This is a genomic window from Bradyrhizobium sp. CCBAU 45394 (genome assembly GCF_028128655.1).
Taxonomy (GTDB): domain Bacteria; phylum Pseudomonadota; class Alphaproteobacteria; order Rhizobiales; family Xanthobacteraceae; genus Bradyrhizobium; species Bradyrhizobium diazoefficiens.
In genome coordinates this window covers 14,888-35,790 of record NZ_LBIX01000012.1, presented here as the reverse complement: position 1 = coordinate 35,790, position 20,903 = coordinate 14,888, and the positions used below count along the sequence as shown (strand labels likewise).

At 59.7% G+C, this 20,903-nt stretch carries 18 protein-coding genes and 2 pseudogenes; 5 read left to right on the top strand and 15 right to left on the bottom strand.

The genetic code is table 11. The features are described 5' to 3' along the window. Both WN73_RS07315 and WN73_RS07310 read right to left on the bottom strand, forming a co-directional pair. Positions 1-855, bottom strand: a pseudogene (locus WN73_RS07315) (ParB/RepB/Spo0J family partition protein); the annotation flags it as partial. Positions 856-961: 106 nt separating this feature from the next. Further along, a complete protein-coding gene (locus WN73_RS07310) occupies positions 962-1,918 on the bottom strand; it encodes an ArdC family protein (protein WP_271552195.1) in 957 nt (318 codons plus the stop codon). A 1,990-nt stretch (positions 1,919-3,908) separates the two neighbouring features. Between WN73_RS07310 and WN73_RS07305 the strand changes: the two genes are divergently transcribed. Then, positions 3,909-4,391, top strand: coding sequence for a MarR family winged helix-turn-helix transcriptional regulator (locus tag WN73_RS07305; protein ID WP_271552194.1), 483 nt, complete (start codon positions 3,909-3,911; stop codon positions 4,389-4,391). Between the two features lie 214 nt (positions 4,392-4,605). Here the strand turns inward: WN73_RS07305 and WN73_RS07300 are convergent, their stop codons facing one another. The 4 genes from WN73_RS07300 to WN73_RS07285 form a co-directional block, all read right to left on the bottom strand. After that, positions 4,606-5,625 carry an alpha/beta hydrolase gene (locus tag WN73_RS07300; protein ID WP_271552193.1) on the bottom strand — a complete coding sequence of 340 codons (1,020 nt, stop codon included), beginning with the start codon at positions 5,623-5,625 and terminating at the stop codon, positions 4,606-4,608. A gap of 556 nt (positions 5,626-6,181) precedes the next feature. Continuing rightward, a complete protein-coding gene (locus tag WN73_RS07295) occupies positions 6,182-6,364 on the bottom strand; it encodes a hypothetical protein (RefSeq protein ID WP_271552192.1) in 183 nt (60 codons plus the stop codon). Positions 6,365-6,507: 143 nt separating this feature from the next. Further along, positions 6,508-7,395, bottom strand: coding sequence for an ImmA/IrrE family metallo-endopeptidase (locus WN73_RS07290; RefSeq protein WP_271552191.1), 888 nt, complete (start codon positions 7,393-7,395; stop codon positions 6,508-6,510). After that, a complete protein-coding gene (locus WN73_RS07285; protein ID WP_271552190.1) occupies positions 7,392-7,724 on the bottom strand; it encodes a helix-turn-helix domain-containing protein in 333 nt (110 codons plus the stop codon). The genes WN73_RS07290 and WN73_RS07285 overlap by 4 nt, the downstream gene beginning before the upstream one ends. 152 nt (positions 7,725-7,876) lie before the next feature. Between WN73_RS07285 and WN73_RS07280 the strand changes: the two genes are divergently transcribed. Genes WN73_RS07280 through WN73_RS07270 form a run of 3 tightly spaced genes read left to right on the top strand, consistent with a single transcriptional unit; the run spans position 7,877 to position 9,876 of the window. Further along, complete coding sequence (locus WN73_RS07280) at positions 7,877-8,086, top strand: hypothetical protein (RefSeq protein WP_271552189.1); 210 nt, start codon at positions 7,877-7,879, stop codon at positions 8,084-8,086. A gap of 27 nt (positions 8,087-8,113) precedes the next feature. Further along, positions 8,114-8,740: a Cap15 family CBASS effector gene (locus WN73_RS07275; protein WP_271552188.1), complete on the top strand. Its 627-nt coding sequence runs from the start codon at positions 8,114-8,116 to the stop codon at positions 8,738-8,740. Continuing rightward, positions 8,740-9,876, top strand: a complete 1,137-nt coding sequence (locus tag WN73_RS07270) for a hypothetical protein (protein WP_271552187.1) — start codon at positions 8,740-8,742, stop codon at positions 9,874-9,876. The genes WN73_RS07275 and WN73_RS07270 overlap by 1 nt, the downstream gene beginning before the upstream one ends. Positions 9,877-10,070: 194 nt before the next feature. Here the strand turns inward: WN73_RS07270 and WN73_RS07265 are convergent, their stop codons facing one another. The 3 genes from WN73_RS07265 to WN73_RS07255 all read right to left on the bottom strand — a co-directional run bounded on the left by WN73_RS07265 (position 10,071) and on the right by WN73_RS07255 (position 13,443). Next, positions 10,071-11,300 (bottom strand): phospholipase effector Tle1 domain-containing protein, encoded by a 1,230-nt coding sequence (locus WN73_RS07265; RefSeq protein WP_271552186.1) that lies wholly within the window; start codon positions 11,298-11,300, stop codon positions 10,071-10,073. A gap of 9 nt (positions 11,301-11,309) precedes the next feature. After that, the gene (locus tag WN73_RS07260; protein WP_271552185.1) at positions 11,310-12,782 is read right to left on the bottom strand and encodes a hypothetical protein; all 1,473 of its coding nucleotides are present in this window, start codon (positions 12,780-12,782) and stop codon (positions 11,310-11,312) included. 436 nt (positions 12,783-13,218) lie between these two features. Further along, positions 13,219-13,443, bottom strand: a complete 225-nt coding sequence (locus WN73_RS07255) for a hypothetical protein (RefSeq protein ID WP_271552184.1) — start codon at positions 13,441-13,443, stop codon at positions 13,219-13,221. A gap of 54 nt (positions 13,444-13,497) precedes the next feature. On the opposite strand from WN73_RS07255, the gene WN73_RS07250 reads away from it, so the two are divergent. Then, positions 13,498-14,244, top strand: coding sequence for a gasdermin (locus WN73_RS07250; RefSeq protein WP_271552183.1), 747 nt, complete (start codon positions 13,498-13,500; stop codon positions 14,242-14,244). An 883-nt stretch (positions 14,245-15,127) separates the two neighbouring features. On the opposite strand, the pseudogene rplM reads toward WN73_RS07250, so the two are convergent. The 6 genes and pseudogenes from rplM to WN73_RS07220 form a co-directional block, all read right to left on the bottom strand. Beyond that, positions 15,128-15,586: pseudogene (gene rplM, locus WN73_RS07245) on the bottom strand (50S ribosomal protein L13); the annotation flags it as partial. Further along, positions 15,586-16,686 carry a CHAT domain-containing protein gene (locus WN73_RS07240; protein WP_271552182.1) on the bottom strand — a complete coding sequence of 367 codons (1,101 nt, stop codon included), beginning with the start codon at positions 16,684-16,686 and terminating at the stop codon, positions 15,586-15,588. The gene WN73_RS07240 and the pseudogene rplM, both read right to left, overlap by 1 nt. 28 nt (positions 16,687-16,714) lie before the next feature. Continuing rightward, on the bottom strand, positions 16,715-17,965 hold the full coding sequence (locus tag WN73_RS07235; protein WP_271552181.1) for a hypothetical protein: 1,251 nt from the start codon (positions 17,963-17,965) through the stop codon (positions 16,715-16,717). Between the two features lie 652 nt (positions 17,966-18,617). Beyond that, positions 18,618-19,016, bottom strand: coding sequence for a hypothetical protein (locus tag WN73_RS07230; protein ID WP_271552180.1), 399 nt, complete (start codon positions 19,014-19,016; stop codon positions 18,618-18,620). A gap of 13 nt (positions 19,017-19,029) precedes the next feature. Then, the gene (locus tag WN73_RS07225; protein ID WP_271552179.1) at positions 19,030-19,779 is read right to left on the bottom strand and encodes a hypothetical protein; all 750 of its coding nucleotides are present in this window, start codon (positions 19,777-19,779) and stop codon (positions 19,030-19,032) included. Between the two features lie 810 nt (positions 19,780-20,589). After that, positions 20,590-20,772 (bottom strand): hypothetical protein, encoded by a 183-nt coding sequence (locus WN73_RS07220; RefSeq protein WP_271552178.1) that lies wholly within the window; start codon positions 20,770-20,772, stop codon positions 20,590-20,592. Between the last annotated feature and the right edge of the window lie 131 nt (positions 20,773-20,903).

The window sequence follows — 20,903 nt, the reverse complement described above, 5'->3', positions numbered from 1 at the left end:
GACCGAAATCCACTTCCAGCCTTCGCCAGCGACCTTTTCCGCCTCGAGCTTCAGCTTGTCGGTGACAAGGCGATCCAACAAGGCAATGTCCTGCAGATATCCGCCATCGTCATGCTCGAACAAATCACGCAAGACGCCGCCTCCGGCCTGTTCGTAGGCCTCGAGGCCAACGAGCCGAGCGCGGCGATCGGACGCGCGGACCGTTTGTTCTGTCAGCAAGCGCCGGATCTGGTAGGGCTCGTCGTAGCCCGATCGGCCGACCTGCTCCCAGATCTGCTCCTGGCGAGCAGGATCGGAAGTCACCGAGAACGCCATGAGTTGCTCGAGCGTCATGCCGTCCTCGGCATAGATCTCGTGCAGCCTGTTTGAGACCGAGGCCAGTCGAAGCCGCTGCTTCACGATAGCCGGCGTCACAAAATGCCGGGCAGCGATGTCTTCCTTGCTCATGCCACCTTGGTGGAGACATTGGAACGCGCGGAACTGATCGAGGGGGTGCAGGCCGACCCGCTCGTCATTCTCCGCAAGCGAGTCGTCTTCCGCGATGCCCTGGTCGCGCACAACGCACGGAACCGCTTGCGACTTCGCCATGCGCTTTTGCTTCACAAGCAGTTCGAGGGCACGATAGCGCCTGCCGCCCGCTGGCACCTCGAACATGCCGGTCTCATTGCCTTCGGCATCAACGACAGCCCGGACGCTGAGGCTTTGCAGTAGCGTGCGCGCCGCGATGGATTCAGCAAGTTGCTCGATCGAGATGCCCGCCTTCACATGGCGGACATTGGATTGGCTCAGCACCAGCTTGTTGAACGGAATGTCGCGTGACGGCGACAGGGTGATCTTTTGAACAGCTTTCGTCATCTCGATTCTCCACGACGGGCAGCCGAGAGCCTCTCTCTCAACCTCCAACCCGTCGCGGAAAACGCCCTGCCCTCTCGCTCTCTGACCCAGGCGGCCGGGAAGATCCTCACGCCGCTTCCTGCTCCGCTGTCTCCGCGGTCCCACCGAGGCCCTCCGCCGGCAAGAACCCGAGAAGATAATCCGCAATCTTACTGGCTTGCGAGGCAGCTCGCACTATGGCGCGATTGTCCTCTCGCAGCACCTCAAGCCAGGAGCCGATATAATCGGCGTGCCGCACGGTCGGCACGATACCAAGCGAGGCGCAAGCAAAGGCGGACGATATCTCCGCGATCAATTCCTCAAAGGCATACTTCTTCGTACCATAGCCGCCTGACAAATCGCGGTTGAGACGCGATGCATGGCCGCTGGCATGTGCCAACTCGTGCAAGGCCGTTCGATGCCAATTGATCGGCTCGAAATAGGCTTGCGGTGGCGGCACCTGCACATAATCTTCTGCCGGCACATAGAAGGCGCGGTTGCCGCCGATGCGGAAATCGATCCCGGTCGCCTTGATCAGGTGTTCAACCTTTGGCTCGATCAGACCAGGCGGTGGAGGCGGCGCCGTCGCTGCGATCTCCGAAGGCAAGCCGTCGCACTGATCGGTATTAAAGACGGTGAAGCGCTTGAGGAACGGGATGGCCTGCGCTTCGTCGCCTGTTTCGCTGGCGCGCCGCTTTTCGCCTGTCGGCACAAAGCGGTCGGCATAGACGACGGTGGTGCCGCGCTCACCCTTACGGACGTGACCACCAAGCGCGAGTGCCTGGCGGAAGGTCAACCAGCTCTGGCCGGTGAATGCGCGTTCGGTGGCAGCCCCCCACAATATCAGAACATTGATGCCGCTATATTGACGGCCGGTCGCGGCGCTTCTTGGCATGGCCAAGCACGCCGTCGCCTCCGGGGTCCGCCATGGCTGCACCCACGGCACGCGGCCGGCCTCAAGTTCGCCGATAATCTTGTTGGTGATGTCGTCGTAGAGGCTTGTCCGGTCCTCACCGGTACGCGCCCTAAGATCGTGTCTGGACATCGCGGGTCTCCGCGACGGGCGCCGCGAGCCTCTCTCGCAGCCTGTAACCCGTCACGGCAAAGCCCGTGCGACACTCTGACTCTCGGTCTCCAGGTCGAGAGAATGCGAAAGCAGTGAGGCTGGCCCCCGCCTTTTGGACCGGTTGTTCATTGAATTTGCCCCTGTCGTGGCCTGGGCCGCAGGCCCGACCGGGCGTGCGCCAGCGGCGCATCGCCTCAAGGAAAATGGCACCCGGAGAGCGTGAGCATAGCGACCCGAAGGGGCACGCGGTTCCGAGTGCAGCGACGAGACCGGTTCAAAGCGGCACCCGGGAACGGGGCAGTGATAGCGATCGCCGAGAGGCGAGCCCCTTTCCCGAGTGCCCCCGGCGAGGAGCTCCTCAAGTCCTTGCGCGAGGGATCGAAGCCGCACGGCGGCCGAGACGCAAGGCGGCTCGGTTGACAAGAGCCCGCTGCGGCAGAAGCCGCACGCGCACAAGCAGTAACATCCACCGATGCTTGATGTCGGTTGACCGCCGCGCCGCGTCCGGGACCTGGTAGACCCTTCGGGACGGAAAGTGATTATTCCGGAGCGCGTCGCATAACCAACTGAATCATCGAGTGACGATATCGCTCCTCCATGACGTTATCGACGCACAACCTCGTCTGGTATGAGTTCGTGCGCGTCAAGTTTGCACTGAGCCTCCGAAGACCGATCGCCAGTCTTTCCTCTGTGGCCTTTATCAGCTCATCTCCCGCGACGTGGACGAGGCTCGTTTGCTGCAACAGACTTTCCTGTGAATTCCAATGCCACTGCGGCAACTGAATTCGGGATAGAGCTGGCGGGCGCGCGTTGCCGTCGGCTGCCTGATCGCAATCGTTCTTTGGATTTGGCTTGCGCGCGCGAGCTGGCGAGGCATTGCAACGGCAACTTGAGGCGCGGGCCGATCTCCGCAAAACCAGCCTTGACGTACAATGCCAGGCCAGGATTGCGGCTCCACATCGGCTGCCTTGGCGCTGCCAATTCAAGCTGGGTCCATCCCTTCACCATGCCTAGCTCCACGGCAGCCTCAATGAGACGCATCGCGACGCCGGACGATCGCTGGTCCGGCACAACGTAAAGCTCGGTGATGGTGGCGTAGGTTCCCCGCGCAAAAAAGCTGCACTCTCAGACATCATAATAACGCCGACAGGGCGATCACCGGTGAACGCCAAAAGGCCACGGACTCGCTCCTTCATGGCGAGGAGTTCGGCGACAAGCTGGGTATCGGGCGCCGCCTGTACCTCCCCACCCCCAAGTTCGGCAAGCAACGCAACAACCATCCGGGTCACCGTTGCGGCGTCTTCGACTGACACTTCACGCGTGGTCACCATATGTGGTCCTCTCCAAGCTCAAGAGACGTAGCAGCCGATCCAGCGACCGCATCAGGCGGGAAGTGAGCAATTCGTCCGGGATGCGGATAGGCTGCAACGTTGAAGTTGACATGACGTCACGGTTCACACCGTCCAGAGCAGGTAACGTCTGCGTGTTGTTCCCGGCCGAGTGAAAGCGCACGGCGGAGAACCGATAATAATCAGCGAACGAGCGCGAGCAATCGATGATCACGAAAAACGCCGAAGCGTCAAATCGCCACGGCTGCGGCTTGCATCGATACCATGCGTACAATCAGCCCTGGCGCGCATGAAGCAGGCATTATACACGGCCCGAAGCCATAGTGCCGTCACGCTGTTGCAAGGCCACTTCTTGGATGATCTCACCCGGCGAGCGCGCTCCGCCAGAAGATTGTCATCGCCAGCACGGGGACACATGCAGATGTGTGAATCCACCCGCGTCGAGCTGGATGGCCGCAACCTCATGAGCGAGGCTAACCAATTGTAACCCTCAATCGTTTTTGATGCGCGCTGTGGTGCATAGGCACTTTGTTAGGTCACATAAAAGAGATACCGACAGCTCCGTGGATTGCGCGTCAGCTGCGCACCCACAAGAGATGTTGAACCGCCGGGAAAATAGCATGCAAGTCAAAGAACAACTCGACACCGCCGTTGGTGATTTGATGTGGAACATCGTCGAGCTGCACTCGCAGTTCGAAGAGATACACAAGAGCTGGGCTCAGCTTCTCGGCATCACGGAACCGCAGTGGTTGATTTTGATGGCTGTTAGTGAACTGGACGAAGGTCGAGGGATCTCGGGCACGGCGGTCGCCAATAAATCGCGAATTCACCCAGCCTATGTCACCACCCAGACAAAGCACCTCGAAAAGCTAGGATTTCTGACATGCGAGAACCCGTCAGATGGGGCAGGATCCTTGCGTGTCGCACTGACAGAGGACGCCCGGACAAAACTCCGGAAACTGTCGGCCAAGAGACAGGCCCTCAGCTCCACGATGCTGGATGGATTCGATGAGGAAGCAGTTCGTCATCTGAACAAGCGGCTCAATCTGATTGTCAAGAATAGCCGACTGGCATCGCAAAAGCTAAGTATTGGTATTTTATAAGTGCAGGCAACGCCGTGCCTGCTTAATTACAAGGTACGGACATGCCCTGCATCAGCCTTCCAACATCGCAGCTGCAGCGCCTGGAATATGATCAGGAACAAAGCGCTCCGAGGCGTGGCGCGCGCTGCCTGCAAATACCGGCGGTTTGGCCCACATCACCCAAGCCGTTCCACTGCGGCCGTTGCGGATAAGAGCGATCAGGCCGCCTAACTCATCACAGCCTTTGCTCCAACCAGCCGAAGATTTGATCGTCAGAGATCACGAAGTTCTCGACCTCACCCGCATCAGTCATGGCGCTGGGCGAAATGATTAGCTGCAGATCCATCTTTGCGGCCGCGCAGTCATTTTGTAGCTCGATAGCCTCGGATGTGCTGACGATACCACGCCCGCCGGCCACCACGAGAACCGGACACTTCAACCGCCGAAGCAATCGCGAGCGACGAGCCGCCATTGCCTGGTCGTTCGGCGTATTTGGAACTCCCGCAACCCAATCAACGGCAGCCATCGTCCGAGCCCAATTCCACAGGCCACCGTCGCAAACGGCGGCGGCAACGCGGCTATCAGACACTGCGAGATCCGTCGCCAATGCTGCCGCCATCCCATCGCCATATACACCGATGCGCGTTGCATCGACGTCATCCCGCGTGGATAAGTAGTCCAGGCAGCAAGACAAGATTTCGTTGGAAAGACCACTTCGATTGTCCGAAACATCATCGTATGTGACCGCAAGAACAGACATTCCTCGATGAGCTGCGGCGGGTAACAGCCTTCCCAGCAATGTTGTCGACGTTTCGTCTTCGGCGCTTATACAGATGATTGCCGGTGCTCTCGAAGAATCGTCAGGCGGCAAATAGTGAGCCTGAATCGCGGATTGATCGTAGCACTCGATTTGTACACGCTCGATCCGCTGCTTCAACGATCCGAACGTCTCAATCGCGCTCCCAATTTTGGCCGAGACGGCCTCGCCCTGTACAGTTTGTTCTCTGGCAAGCCGCTTGGCGATCTCAAAGGCTGTTAGCGCGCATAGCCATGCCTTCGCTGCCTCATCAACTTTTCCCTCCCTTCCCTTTGCATTGCCCAACAGACCATGTGTGTCTCCAATCTCAATCCACCTGATGATCCACTCCGTACCATCAGTGGTCCGGCCGGCATCCAAATTCTCCAGGAACGCTGCGGCGCTGCGCCGCGTCGATGCAAGATCGTCCCTCAGCCGAGGCCATGTAGCGCGGTCCATCCCGATCGCCCTTGATGCGGATTCTCCCTAGATGGCCTGGTTGGTCTTGCCAGCTAAGTACCACGTGTTGCGCGAATACTATCGGGCGGCGGAGGCGATACGCTCTCGTGTGAGACCTCCTAATGCTTAAATCCGGCGGGCAACCGGGAGAACGCGCCGCTTTTGCGCGTTGTGCAAGCGTGCGGCGCGCGGGCGGCGAGAGAGGTGGAGGCTGCGCACAGGGCCGCAGCCCCAACTAGGCGTGCGCCAAGGGCGCATCGCCTCAACGCAAAATGGCACCCGGAGAGCGTGAGCATCGCGACCCGAAGGGGCACGCGGGTCCGAGTGCAGCGACGAGACCGGTTCAATAGCGGCACCCGGGAACGGGGCAGTGATAGCGATCGCCGAGAGGCGAGCCCCTTTTCCGAGTGCCCCGGCGAGGAGCTCCGCAATCCTTAATCCTTGCGCGAGGGATCGACGCCGCATGACGGCCGAGACGCAAGGCGGCTCGGTTGACGAGAGCCCGGTGCGGCGGAAGCTGCACGCGCGAAGTGGAAAAATCCGCTGGTCAGACGATCTAGATGTCTTCGCGCGCATGCGTCTGCGCGTCATAGATCCTGATTTGGAGCATGGGAAAGCGCTTCTTGAGTTCTTCTCCACCTGCCCTGGCGCCGTCCCTGGTTGCAAATTCGGCCTTGAGGCAGCCATCCACTTCAATTGCGTAACCAGAAGCCGGCGGTTCACGTGTTGCTGCAACCATTTCATTCCCATTGTGCAGTGAGGTGGTCGGGAATTAACGTGAGTCGCCCAAAGCGCGCTATAGGCTCCACTCTCCTTTGGCTTCAGGACACTCGGTGCTGATGCCAGCGCCAACGTCGCAAATTCTCAAATGCGATTTCGTGCTTAGCGCCAGCGCCCCTGCTGGTCCTTGAAGCGCTGCGCCGACGTCCGGTCATCGTCCGCCTCTTCGGTCTCCTCGATTTCGAGCCAAAGCATCAGCAGCGCGTAGCCGTCTTGCTGAGGATACACCTGCTCGAAGAGTTCTGCCCGCTGGCCTTCCTTGAGATCGACCCAATGCTCAGGAATGATGGGTGACAGCTCGCTGGCGGCGCGCTGGCGCAGATCTTTCGCATAGAAGCTAGACGCCCGCGGGACCGGCTTGCCATAAGATGCCGAAATCCATGGGAACGTCGGCCCCTTATGGGCACGCCGAACGATGCCGTCCTTGATCACCACGATGGCCAGATGTTCGGGGTGATAGCGGGCGTAGGCGCGGGCAGCGGCCTCTTTGCTGACGTCGAAATGTTTCGCAATCAGGGGGATGTGCGCGAGCGTCGGATCGCCCTTCGGAATGAACTTCCGCAACGCCGGCGGCGGGATCAGGAGGAGGCCGGAGAACTCGTTCGCCTCGGCCTCCATACGAGCATAGCGGTCGCCCTGGTCGGCCGACCATTTTGCCATATCGGCCCGCGAGCAAAGAAATTTGCCGGGCTCGACCGGCTTGTGGGACACAATCAAAAAGTGCCCCAGCTCATGCCCGATTGTGAATCTACGGCGCCCGGAAGGCGCCGCGCGGTTGACGAGAATGAAGCCGGTCGAACGCGCGTCGTCGGTCACAAGCCCGCCCTCAAAACCCTCTGTCTCGAGCGGCGCGATTTTCTCGATGTCGAGTTGCTTGGCCAGCTCTTCAATCGGCACTGGTATCGGGAGCTCTTTCTCGATGGAAAGTATCTTGGTGACGAGGCCCATCGGCGAGCCCGTGTCTGCCAAGTCCATCCGCGAGATCTTCATGGCGACCCCTTTGGCTTGCGGCTCTTCAGGTGATCCATCATGGCCTGAATGGCCTGTCGGTCGGCGGGACTGAGCTCATTCAGCTCCCGGTACATGGCCACGACCTGCGGATCGGCACCCTCGCCGGTCGGGTTTTCACCGATCAGGTCCGCGACGCTCACCTCGAAACATTTGGCCAGTTTCGTCAGAAGTTCGATGGACGGATTGCGGCTCTTGCCGGTCTCAAGATCCCAGATGTGCGCCTTGGATGCGCCGACCGCGTCAGCAACATCTTGGAGTGACTTCTTTTTTTTGAGCCGCAGTTCCTTGATTTTTGAAGCCAGGGCCATGCAGTCCTCTCGTCGAATCAGAACGGCGCGGTTTGAGGCCGCGCCGGTTATCAGACGATTTTGTACCATGCCAGTTGACGGTCTGTAAACTGTACAGATATAATTGTACGAAATCGTCGACCCCATGGCGAGGATGGAGAGGACCAGATTCGATGACAAAGCATTGCAATAACGGCCTGGATGATCGCTGCCGCGACCAGGATGGCGAAATCCGCCAGAAGCGCGGCGACACCCTGGTCAGCACCCTGCGCAAGACCTACGGCCCCGACTTCGCCGCCGGCGTCCGCAGCGACATGCGCCTGGACACGCTGCGTGAGCGCATGGGCGGCGCTTCCCTCTCGAAAATCATCAAGGGCAAGTAGGCCGTCCGGCCCGGGGGTTCAGCGAGAATGCGCGAGCATGAATATGCTCTGCTCGGAGCAATGAATCGAGCTCACGTCGGCCGATACCTTGGCTTGATTTCGGCAAGCGTGTCGGCGTTCATCGTCTACTTGCTCCTCTCCGCGGTTAATCTTGCACATCGCCTTGGCTGGAACGCCAGCCTGACGCCATCGATTCTCTCGCTGGCCGGAGCAGCCACCGTTTTCGCGGCGCTCTATTGGGTGTTCGACCGCTTCGCCTGGAAGTGGCGCTTCCTCTCGCTCGTCATCAAGGTGCCAGATATCGCTGGGCAGTGGGATTGCCATGGGCAGACCATTAATCCCGATGGCTCTCCCGGCTACAGCTGGAAGGGGACCGTGACCATTCTGCAGAGTTGGGATCGGATCCGTGTCTTGCTCAAAACAACTCAGTCCACGTCGAACAGCGTGTCGGCGGCTTTGATCTGCGATGACGCGGATGCTTACCGTCTGCTTTACCACTATCGCAACGATCCACGGATCGGAGAGGTCGAACTGAAGAGCCACCTTGGGTTTGGCGAACTCGTTTTCGCGCGCGATCTCGGATCGGCAGATGGCGAGTACTTCAATGGCCACGGGCGCAACACATTTGGCACGATGAAACTCAAGAGGATCTAATGGCTCGCAACATCGGAAATCGACTAAGCCAGCTGGCTAAGCGCCGGAAGGGCATGGACCGCCTAATCCGGATTGCGCAGGATTCGCAGACAGAGATCATCAAGAAGAGCCTGCAATCCGAGGCATGGCAGGATCGTGCAAAAAATCAATCCTATACCCGTTACGCGCTGGGAGCGATGCAGGAGGTCGGACCGGACTACACTCGGATCAGCGTTGAGACCGCTGAGCGTGTGGGCGCTCAGCTCAAGACAGGGCTGGCAAACGCCGGCATTACCGCTGATTTTCGTCTCCAGGGCTCTGTACCGCTGAACGTTCACATCCGAGGTGTCAGCGACGTCGACCTGCTGACGATCGATCTGGGATTTTTGACCTACTCGACCACAGGTGTGTTGAGTGGCTACTATTCCGGCCTTCCCACGCCAAAGACGTCGATCGGTTCTCTGATCACTTTAAGGACGGAGGCCGAGAAGATCCTCAAGAACAAGTATCCTGCTGCGACGGTCGATACGTCGGGTGGAAAAGCGATCTGCATCTCCGGCGGTTCACTCGCGCGCCCCGTCGACGTTGTGCCCAGCCATTGGCACGATGGCCACGCCTACCAGCTGTCGCGGCAAGAACACGATCGCACAGTGACGATCTTGAACAAGAAGGTGCCGGAAACCATCGACAATTTGCCGTTTCTACACATCAAGTGCATTCAGGAGCGATGCGACGGTACGTTCGGCAGCCTGCGGAAAGCCATTCGGCTCTGCAAGAACGTCAAGGCAGACGCCATCGAGGAAGGTACATCGATCGATCTCCCCAGCTTTGACATCGCGGCCACTTTGTATCACGCGGACACAGAGGCCCTTAAGATGGGCTTCTTCTACGAGCTGAGAATATTGGGTGAGGTTCAGCGGTTCCTCGACATGCTCTATCACAATGAGGCATATGCCAAGTCACTCCGTGTCCCCGACGGCTCGCGGGTGATTTTTGACACCCAGGCAAAATACGAAGGCATGAAGCGACTGTCCGCCGAAATCGACGACCTCATGAAGGAAGTCGCAAAGGAGCAAGTGCCGCTGCTTTACATTCCAGATGGGCAGGCGTTGAGGACCAGCCGCGACGCAATCTGGTCATTGAACATACCAGCTTGACGTCAGGCGGCGGACGTCTGATCGTCGAACTTGCTACAGTTGCTTGCTGCGTTGAAACAAAAAACTGAGCACGCGGAGAACCACCGCGTTGCGCGGCTGCCATGCACATCTGGACACGGCGACAGGCGAGACCGGGTACGCCTTGCACAAACTTGACCACTGCGCTGCAGCTCGTGCCTCGCGACACGGTCAGTTCAAGGAGGCATCGTGTTTGAAGAAGACTGCCCGTCAGCCTGCGAGAGCTCGTTTCCATCTGAAGCCGGCGCAAAGAATGCTTTCGCCTTCTGATGCCCCTGCAGGGCAACCGGACGATACGGACCGAAACTCGTGTAATTGCGCACCGACTTCATCGCGAGGCGCTCGTACACCGTTTCATGAAGCTGGGCCGTGTCCGGAACGTTGCGAACCGCCTTCGACCAGTGCAGTGAGGTCCCGCCCATCCCGACCATGCATTCGTCATGCATCATGCCGTCGGCGGACGGGTATAACCGCAGTATGCTCTTGTCGACAAATACCCGGCCTGCTTCGGGTATCTTCTCGGTGATGAATTCAACCATCCAGGCAAGCGTGATATCCGACAAGCGGGACTCGTTCTCAGGATAGCTGCCGCCGATATCCGCATGATTGCCAGCGAACCAGATCTGATCGAATTGCTCCGGCTCGCCCTGCCGGTCCGGCCACTTCACGGTCCCGCTGCCGCCCCAAGGCACTCGCTTGAAGTCGTTCCGGCCTTCGTCGATCGACTGCAAATGCCGCGCGTACTGGACGTCCGAGGCAAAGTGCCGGTCGTAGGCCCAATCGGGAAAGAAGCGTTGCCATCCGATCGCGGCAACGGCATCCCAGATTCCGATGAAATAAGCCGACGCTCCCGTAACGCGTCCAATTTCCGACTTGTAGGAGACGCGGAATTGCCCTGTCCTCTTCTCGATCTCCACGCCGTCCCGCGGCATCCCGAGCCAGTAGACGCAGGCGACGGCCTCCTTGGCGACGCGCCGCAACGACTTCGGATCGAGACTTAAGGAATTGCCATTCGGCTCGCTCCGGGGAATTCCGCAGACCTCGAGCACGTGCGACAGGCACCTGGCCGTATAGGCCCCACGGCTGAAGCCGAAAAGGTAGATACGGTCTCCCGGCTCCCACACCCCGATGAGGGCAACGTAACAATCGATGATCTTCTTCGTGATGCCGAACCCGAACATCTGCTGGACCGTTTCCTTGAGACGGCTCCAACCACTGCTGTGTCCGGGCGCCGGTGTTCCGATCCCGGGGACATACAGCGCCAATTGCTGCTTCGGATCGATGATGCAATCCGGACCTGTCCGCGTCGCCCGATAGAGCTTGTAGACGTTGGTGCGGCTCTCATCCGGCAACAGACCGCCCTCATTTCCGGTCCCATCGGCGAACACCAGGATGTTTTTCGTCATGTCGGCCCCTCAGGTGACAATCGGCTCGATCGACGCCTCTCGGACGGCGAGCCCGGTCGCGTCCGTGAAGATGGCGGCGACATCTCGAGCCTTCTGCCGGTACGCCTCATATGCCTCCTGCCCGACCAACTGGATGGCCTCGGCAAGACTGGCCACCTGACCCTGCTGTTTCGCGACAGCGGCGGCCTTGAGCTTTTGCTCTTCCGTCCGAAGCCCCACGATCGCGGCGTTGAGATCGGAAATGTTGGTGGGAGTGACCAGCTTGCCGCCAATATAGACGACTTGGCTGAGGCCAACGATACCCAGGATCGTGTTCGGAACAACGAAGGTCGAGAGCTGGTTGACGCCAGCCGCGATCAGGCCACCGATCACGACCAGTCCAAAGATGAAGCTCTGGTACCGGTACACGTCGAACACGCCGTCGGTCGTGAAGAAGTCGCGCCACGTCGCGTTCGCGGGATCCACGACGGTCTTGGCCATTGGAATCCAGCCATGTCTCAGCAGCCACGCCCGGTTGTCGGCGGACAGCGTGTTGCGCTGGCTATCCGTTCCTTTCGCAATCGTCGCCCCGATGCCGCTGATGCCGAGCAGCGTCAGGATCGATCCGGACAGATCGACCAGCGTGCCCGTCTGCAGCAGCAGCAGCGAAATGAGAGCGGCCACCGCCAGCGAGAAGGCGAGCGTCTGAAACGTCGAGAGACTGCCCTTGCCGTCAGGTCCGGCAGAAACCTTGGCGGGGTTCAGTGCCGCAAGAAACGATGCGAATGTGTGATCCTGCTTGCGAAGCGCCAACGCGATCCAGAGGTAGAGGATCAGGACCTCGGCAATAACCGCGAAGATACTGAACCAGTACGGACTGAGACGTACGCTCACAGAGGAAACCCGCCAAGGCGATTGGCCTATCGGGCTGTTGCAGGTGTAGAGGTACAGATCGACCCGGCTCCAAAACCAGGCGAGATTGTCGGCCATGTTGAGCGTGACAATGGTCTGATCGGGCTCCAGCAGGTGCTTCTGCACCAGCGGGTCGGACTCCGTCGCGCGGTGGGTTACGGCATCTTGCCGCTTGAACAGATAGGTCTCGTCCCCGTAGTCGATGCCCGCAAAGTAGCGGACGCCCTCCTCAAAGGGAGCACGTACGCCCACAGCGACACGCTGGTTCGTTGGCAGGAAGTTCGTTGCAAGAACGATGGAGGCGCCGACAGGATTGCGGCCGGATCGCAGCTCGATCGCAAACTCGTTGGGCTTGACGCATTGTTTCTGCGGGTCGCTTGCTGCTGCAGCGCCCGCCTGGGCTGCCGGACCGGCCGGCGCTCCCGGCTTTTGAATCGCCTGATCGGTACGCTGTTGCTCGGCGGCAGGTGTTTGGCTCGCTTGCGCCGCTGCGTTGGCCGGCGCCCCAGCTTGCTGGGCCCTCAGCGCGCCGCAACAGATTGCCGCCGCCAGCGAAAGCAGACTGGCAGCTACCACGACGAAACGCGACATTCTTTCCCCCACGCCCGACCAACGTGTCGTACTACTTACCGATAGTTGCATCGCAATCGCAAGCCAACCTCCTTTGTTGTCCCCGTCTATCAGGCTAAATGGTGGGCGCGCCGCGATCTCGACGGCGACGCCCTGCCGCTTATGACCAGCAAGACATACGCGGAGGCCTCCGTCGAGCTCATGGACAAGGTTGCGGAATCCTCGAGCCTATGCGGGTTCTGAGCCGTTACGAACAGGCCGGCAGGCACGCGAAAGGCAACACTAAGATGGAATGTGGAAGGACCTAGGCGACGACCGGGCGCAAGTGATGGCGCTCGGTGTACGATATCTGGCGATGCGTTGGGGTAGGCTAGCTGCACGGCAAAGGCTCCGACATTCCCATCCGCCAGCTGACGGGCGAGACGCCGCAGGAGGTAGGCGCCCGCAATTTCAAATGTTATGTGTCTTCTCGCGTGCCCTCGACGAGATCGGAGACGAGCTGACTTGAGCTGACGTGGCCGAACAACACGGCCACACCCGCGACGAGCATCTCGAGCGATGCTTCCGGGGCGGCTGGATGTCTGCAACTGCCGATGCTGCCGGAAAGCCGGCCCAGCGCACTGCAATCTTTACAGATATAGATGAATTTCTGTAATGTGAGGTTGAGTATCTTTTTTTTCAAAGCGTTTTTTGAGGCACGATCATGAATTGCTCCCGAGACACTGGCGACGAGTTGATGGCGGCTCTCCTGGCCGAGGGCATCAATTTGATATTGCCGCCGCGCGACAACATCGCGCCCGGCGATCTGATCATTGCGGACCAGCAAAGCGGCGCCAGGCTTGGCTCCTGGCGAGAGGTCTTCAATCTTCAACTGAGCCTGGAGGTCGCCACCGATCCAGGCTTCAAATCCTTCCACTTCAAGGCCAGCAGCGTCCTGCGGGCCGGTGTCGCGGCCTCGGTGATGGGCAGAGTGCTGCAGGCGCTCGGTTTGGGCAGCGGGTCTTTCTCCAGCGCCTTTTCATCGAGCAATGCAGACACCATTCAGCTCGCGATCATTGCGCCGGCCAACAAGGAGCTGACAAATTTCGACGCTGTGTTGGCTCGGATGAACGAAGCAAGGGCCGAACCTGCGCAAGGCTATGCCGATCGTCGCTTCTTCGTGGTCAGCAAGGTGTGGCGGGCGAGAGGAATTCGGATTACGGTCGCCGACAAGTCGAACAAGCATGTCGAGCTGTCCGCAAAAGCCGTGGAGGAGTTGACGGCCAAGGCGAAGATGGAGCTGAAGCGCGAGGACAACGGAAGCTATGCGTTCCTGGCCGGAAGCCAGCTGATCTTCGGCCTCACGCTGCGCGAGGTCACCTACAAGGACGGCGCCATCGTTGATGTGGCACCGACGGAGCCTCTGAAGTTCAGAGGAAAGGGACCGGGTGCCCCCTTTGCGTTCATCGGTGATGACGCCTTTGTTGATCTTCCCGAGAGCTGAACGTCGGTGGGAACAACGACTCGTAGTCGAACACCTCGCGCGAATATGTACGCTCGCCATTCCTGAAATTCAGGATGACCTTGCCGTGGACCGCGGATTTCTCGTCCCCGGCCAGCTTCACCTGCACCCCGGCGAGTTGCCCGTCGAGCAGGTTCTTGTCGTCCACGGCATGGACACTCAGTGCTTTGGCTCCGACGATGCCGTCAACCGCCAGATTGCCTTGCAGTTTCCAGCCGTCCTTGCCGGCGAGCTTCGGACGAATGCCATTCAACAGGAAAGGAACGCGATCCCACAGGCGCGCGTCGATCACGGTCGCTTCCTTCCCCACCTCCGTGTTGATGGTGAAAAATGAGGACACACGGTTCAGCACGAAAACCCGCTCGAGATCGGCCAGCGCTCGCTTCTCGTCCAGGGTCGTATCCCTATAGTGATCCGGATATAGCGCTGCGACCAGCGCCAAGGCGGCTCTTTTCGCCGCCTCCGCCACCGAAAGGTTCTCGGTCAGAGCGGTCATCAACCGATCCGGGATCGGGAACAATGTCTTGCGAAGTTCCGCATCTTTCAGACAGCGGCCGAGATCGAGCCGCGGGATCAGCAACCCGAGTTCGAGCAGCGCGTTCTCGACGCGCGTGGTATCGGGGTTGTCCAATTCGAGGATAAGCCCCTGAATTTGGCGATTGATCTCACTCACATTCATCGCTCGGACCACTTCGGTGAGCTGCTTGAGGCGGAAAAACGAGGGATCCCGAAGGCCTCCCTTCTCCGTCCTGATATGGTCAAGAATCTTGGCGAAGGTTGGTTTCGATCTGGTTTCCGCCCCGCCCCGCCCGCGGGCCTGGTTAATGTCGTCTTTCCCGACATTACTTCTCACTTCTTTCCGAAGCGCCGTGGCATTCTTTCTGTTCATTGCCGCGATTTCGAGCTTCTCCGGCTGCTGGGCCTCATGAGGATGCGCAGGCCCGGCATAAACTCGCAAATTGCCCATTTGGACGCGGCCCAGGGGCCCGCGCGGGATCATGCGCTCAATCGCCTTTTCGAGCACGCGCTCTGGATGGCGCCCCTCCAGGATCTGTCGGGCGGTCTGCTCCTTGACGTGGCCGACATAGCCGGTGTGCTTGTGATAGGTCTTCTGCTCGAGCTTGCGACCGGTGAGCACCGCGTGCGCAGCGTTGACGATGATGATGTTGTCGCCGCAATCGACATTCGGCGTGTATGTAGGCAAATGCTTGCCGCGCAGCCGCATCGCGACGATCGTTGCGAGCCGGCCGACCACCAGACCCTTGGCATCGATCAAGACCCATTTCTTGGTGACCTCGGCCGGTTTAGAGGAGAAGGTTTTCATCACGCCACCAATCTGGTCCGGAGGGCCGCGCTCGGCCGGCCAATGTAAGCATACAACAGGGCTGAAAGGTTGGGATGCGTCTCCTCCAGCATCGCGTGCCGTGCCGTCAAGATCGACTGCGCGGCGGTCTGCCCGCCGCACAATGCTCGATAAAAATGGCCCGCCCATCGCGTGCCATATGCGTCTTCGATGTTTCCCGTCGTGGCCACCACAGCCTCGACGCGCTTGTTCCTGAACTCGCTCGCCACCGTCTCCTGAACATCGTGTCGCATCGTATGGCTGCTGCAACAATTCAGCACGATGATCGAACTCTCGTTGAGGTCAAGCTCGGCAATGCTCCGCTTGTCGATCTTGAAGACCCTTGTCACGAAAATTGCGCCTTCCGATTCCGCTGGAATTTCGGGATCGGCGTGACAATTGAAGTGCGTCAGGTGTTCGGATGCGCCCATAAAATGATGCAGCTGGTCACGGGAAGCCTTGGTGTCGGACAGCGCCGGCAGGTTGATGATGTTCACCCCGAGCCTTTCGAAAATGGCCCGCTCTGCTCCGGAGGTCGCCGAAGGCAAACGCGAATCTTCCGCATATCTGAACTCGACTGCGACGTCGTTCGGCAAACGCGTCAGCGGTCCCCGATCCGCTGACAGAGTTGACGGAGACGACCGCTTGTTGGATCTCTTTTCGAAGTGCTTGCCCACGACCGCATTGGACCCGAAAAAATCGCGAACCGAGGCGGGTTTATCGACGTCCCCCAGATATAGGAACTCCCATGGCAGGTGGTGGTCGGACAGGGCCGTCAAATGGCGGGCACGCGACAGAATAGCGATCAACTCTTCGCGCGGTCGAGCGCCTGCCAGGGCGGTGAGCAACTTGGCCCCGTGCTCGCGTAAATCATTGAGCACTTTGTCGCGCTCGTCTTGACCGCGATATTCCCAGTCATATGTCGCATCACACAGCCGCTCGACGGCCGCAAGGAGACTGGTACGCGCAGCACTCATGGCCCCCTCGTTTGGATGGAAGATGCCGAAGCCCTCGCTCTCTTCGAGATCGATGAACTCCAGCCGCCCTCCGGACGGCCCGATGACCTGTAATCTTTTCAGCATTTACCCCCGCCGTACAGTATCAATGTGCTCAAAGATGTCGCTCGGCCGCCGAATTTTTGGCGTCGAGCCGTATGCTCAGATGCAGGTCAAAACCGTCCGCCATGACCGCGCGCACGCTCAAATCGTGGTGCCGTCGCGCCTCGGCACGACCGATGAATGTCACGAAATCAGCTGGACGAACAATCCATGGCGGCTCGAACGCAATGGTGTCTGACGAGGCCTGAATGGCTTCGACTTGGCCTCGCGGCTCGGTCTGATCGTCGATACGCAAGAGAGCGCGGATTTCGTCGACGACGCCTGTGGTGACAGCCAGCTGCGTTCCAACGAAACGGGTGGATGCGACGAGACGCCGGCTTGGCGACTGCAAGCCGGCCAGCGCCTTGACCAGTGTCTGGTCCGTGATTTGCACCGATCCGTAGTGGCGATAAACCGTCGCCGACGAACCTCGCGCAAGCACGGCCGGTCCGTCGACCTGATCGAGCTCGATGGCAAAGCCGCAGACGCGCTCGACCGAAAAACCGATTGAAGAAGCCCGCCGCCCCCTGCCGTCTTCGAGGCCGGGAAGGTCGAGCTGTTCGCCAGCGAGCACGCTTTCACCGGTGTCGTGCGCGGTCCGAAAGTAGTGAAACAGGCCGGCGTTTTGCGAATTCAGCTGTGCAAGCCGGTAGTTGAGCCGCGCTTGCAGCCGCCAATCATCTCCACCCGATTGTCGGTACGCTTGAGCCAGCGCGTCCGCATAGATGCGATGGAAAAGTGCGCGCACCATGGGATGGATTTCCGAGCCCAGCCGGATCGCCCACGTGCCGAGAGTCGATAGTCGCGCAGGCTTTGATGCGTACTGCTCGAGCCTGAACAGGATTTCTTCCAGGTTCGACCTGGCGTTCTCCATCCTAAGCTCGGCTCTCGAGGCATCTCGCCATCGGGCGGGACGCGACGAAATCACCATCATCTCCGTCACGCCCGTTCGTGACGACGATGCAATTCGCTCCGGCAAACTGGCGGAGAACGCCGCGATATCCTTGAGGAGATGGCTTCCCTGCGCCGGCCCGAATAGCAGGAACGCGCCGCTGCGATTTCTTAGAAGAAGCAGATCGGACTGATCGACGACAGACGTTCCGTCCATCGAGTTCACAAACGCATAGTGGTGGCGTTCCGAAATGGCGATCGGCGTCTCGGCCGCGACGATCCAAAGGCGGGCCCGGCGGGTTTTCGGTCCGTGTTCAGCCCCTGAGAACAGCGCAAGTTGAAGGTGGCTGCCAGGCGAACGACCGTCGATCATCGGGCCTACCTTCGAATCAGGACGCAGCCATGGATATCGGGCCCGCGGACATGGCGCCGCTCGAATTTTCCTTTTCGCATGTTCGTTGATTCCGCCGGCACGCGCCACGACAGCAAGACGGCCCGCCCGCCGGTATCGCGGAGCTTCCACAGCTTTATTGAGCCGGGGAGTCCGGCGGACGCAGCATAGGGAGGTGTGCGGTCGAAGACCTCTGAGACGGGCAAACATACGCGCAACTTAAAGGATTGACGTGAAAAACCGGAAACGCAACTTATGCTAGATTTTTACGCAATGTAGATGCCGCGTCAAGCGGCACGATCGCTTTCAAGCCGCCGACGCCCCACCTTGCCATGGTCGAATGATGCGCGCATCCGCGCGATGCGTGACCGAGTCAACAACTCCCTCATCGCGCGCGGCTGCGCGCACCGATACGCGGTGAACCTTCCACGGCGCCGGGGACGCAAGATGGCTCCCGCACCCGCGAGATGGAAATGCCAAACGAGCTGTATGAGCTTTCTATCGTAGGATCAATCTGCGCTCCGCAAGCGGCGTCAACGAGCCTCAGGCGTTCGCGCGTTGACGCCGCGCAGACGTATCGCAATCCTGATGCAATATCGGCGAAAGATGCTGCGATCTTTGCGCCACAAACGCACTAGCCCCCGCAGGGCGGTATTCCGCTTGCCTTGGCGTTCACCTCCGAAGTCTCTCCGACCTTGAAGCCTCCGCTATAGATGCTCACCGTGGGATCATCTCCCGACTTGGTGTAGCAATAGCGGGCTGAAGACTGAGCCAATGAAGCACTTGGGTTGTCGATGGCGTTTCGCAAGTTCAATACCGACGCGCAGTGCAGCAGAATGTCGGTGACGTCGTCACTGTGCAGTGACGGAACGTCCAGGCCAGTAATGAGCGAGCGCACGTTGCGCCGGTTATCGCCATCCGCTGCAGCAATGTCTGCAGGTGCATCCGTTGCAGGTGCGCTCAAACTAGCCTTTTTCGCCTTGGCCTTCTTTTGCTTTGCCGATTGACCGGTCGTCTTGCGCGAGGCTTTCACTGTTTCCCTCCTCTTACGGCGTTATGCGAGTACCGCGAAGTCCGGCTTTGAGCTGCTGATTGATGTGAAACGCCTGCGCGAGCGGCGTCAGAGCGCCGCCGCCCTTTGCCAGCGGACCAAATGTAAAGACGATCTGATGCGTGCGTTCGCGGCCTGTGCTGAACAGGTTCCCCGACGGATTCACTGTGCCGGTGGTAAACTTCCAACTGGGCGTGATGTCACCCGAAACCGTCTCCTTGATCGACACGGTCTGAGTCAGGACGTTCTTCTCGTCCTTGATCAACGCGACGCTGTTGGGGTCGCTGGCCAGACCGAGCTTGACGATCTGAATGCGGGACTCCAGCAGCGGCAGAATCTTCAAATCGATGTCGACCAGTGGCGAGCCTTCCTTGTTTCCAGACGGGTCGCGACAGGGGCGCTCCATGCTGTTGCGCTGGAACAGGGTTGGCTTGTAGAGCGCTGCGATCGGATAGAAGACGTTGAAGTTGTTCTCGTTCGTCGCCACGGCGCCGCCGCTGATCCCGCCCCCGAGCGTGAACACCGGCGAGAGCGGGGATACTGGCTCCCAGAGGCCGGTCGGATTCACCGTCGAATTCTCTGAGACGGTCAAGTCGGTTGCAACTTCGACCCCCCAGCCGGCAAGGAAGCGACTATATGCGCGGTGGTTGGCTCTCTCCCGCGCTTGGGCCAGATCCTCTTTGACAGTCAAAGTCACTGCATAGCTCAACTCGCAAACGATGCTGCGGATGAGCGCGGAGTTCATATCCTCGACTTCGCGCGAGCTGGACTTCGGCCAATCCCGTTGGCTTGGAATATACGTGCCACAGCCTGTAAGCGACAGACACGCGACCCCCAAAATGAGGTGCTGCAATCTCATGCAAACATCACCTTTTGCCAGCCAACCGTTGCCGGCAGGCCAAGCTGAAAAACAGTCTGAAAATCATCCGGCGGCGCTTAATCCCTCAGCGCCGGCGCCTTGACGGCATCGCTACCAAGGGTTTTGCGAGCCAATCGGTGCACCTTAAAACTCGGCGCGTCTAGAGTCTGTCACCGGGATGCAACAATCGCGACAATTGATGACTGTCGCGTTCAGCAGCACGACGCCCCTAAACGGCTGCGGGATAAGGAACGGTGCTAGTGGTACTGTGATTTGCGAGGGCGGCGTCGCACACAAATGACAGAATGCCAAATCTGCGGCGCGCTCCGCCTTCCGTTCCATTCTTCTGGGCTTGGCGTTGAGGTGCTTTTGGGCCGCAGGCCGACCAGGCGTGCGCCAAGGGCGCATCGCCTCGCAAAATGGCACCCGGAGAGCGTGAGCATAGCGACCCGAAGGGGCACGCGGGTCCGAGTGCAGCGACGAGACCGGTTCAATAGCGGCACCCGGGAACGGGGCAGTGATAGCGATCGCCGAGAGGCGAGCCCCTATTCTGAGTGCCCCCGGCGAGGAGCTCTGCATCTCCTTGCGCGAGGGATCGACGCCGCACGGCGGCCGAGACGCGAAGCGGCTCGGTTCAGGAGAGCCCGGTGGGCGGAAGCCGCACGCGCGAAGCAGAAAATTACGCCGTCCGCGGATCTAGATGTCCTCGCGCGCATGCGTCTGCGCGTCATAGATCCTGATTTGAAGCATGGGAAAACGCTTCTTGAGTTCTTCTCCACCTGCCCTGGCGCCGTCTCTGGTTGCAAATTCGGCCTTGAGCCGGCCATCCACTTCAAGTGCGTAACCAGAAGCCGGCAGTTCACGGGTTGCTGCAACCATTTCATTCCCATTGTGCAGTGAGGTCGTCGGGAATGATGGGTAACGTGAGTCGCCCAAACTACGCCAGACCCACCTGCCCCGGTGCGCTGATGGGTCGACGCATCTTGTGGATTGACGCCTTGCTAGTAGAG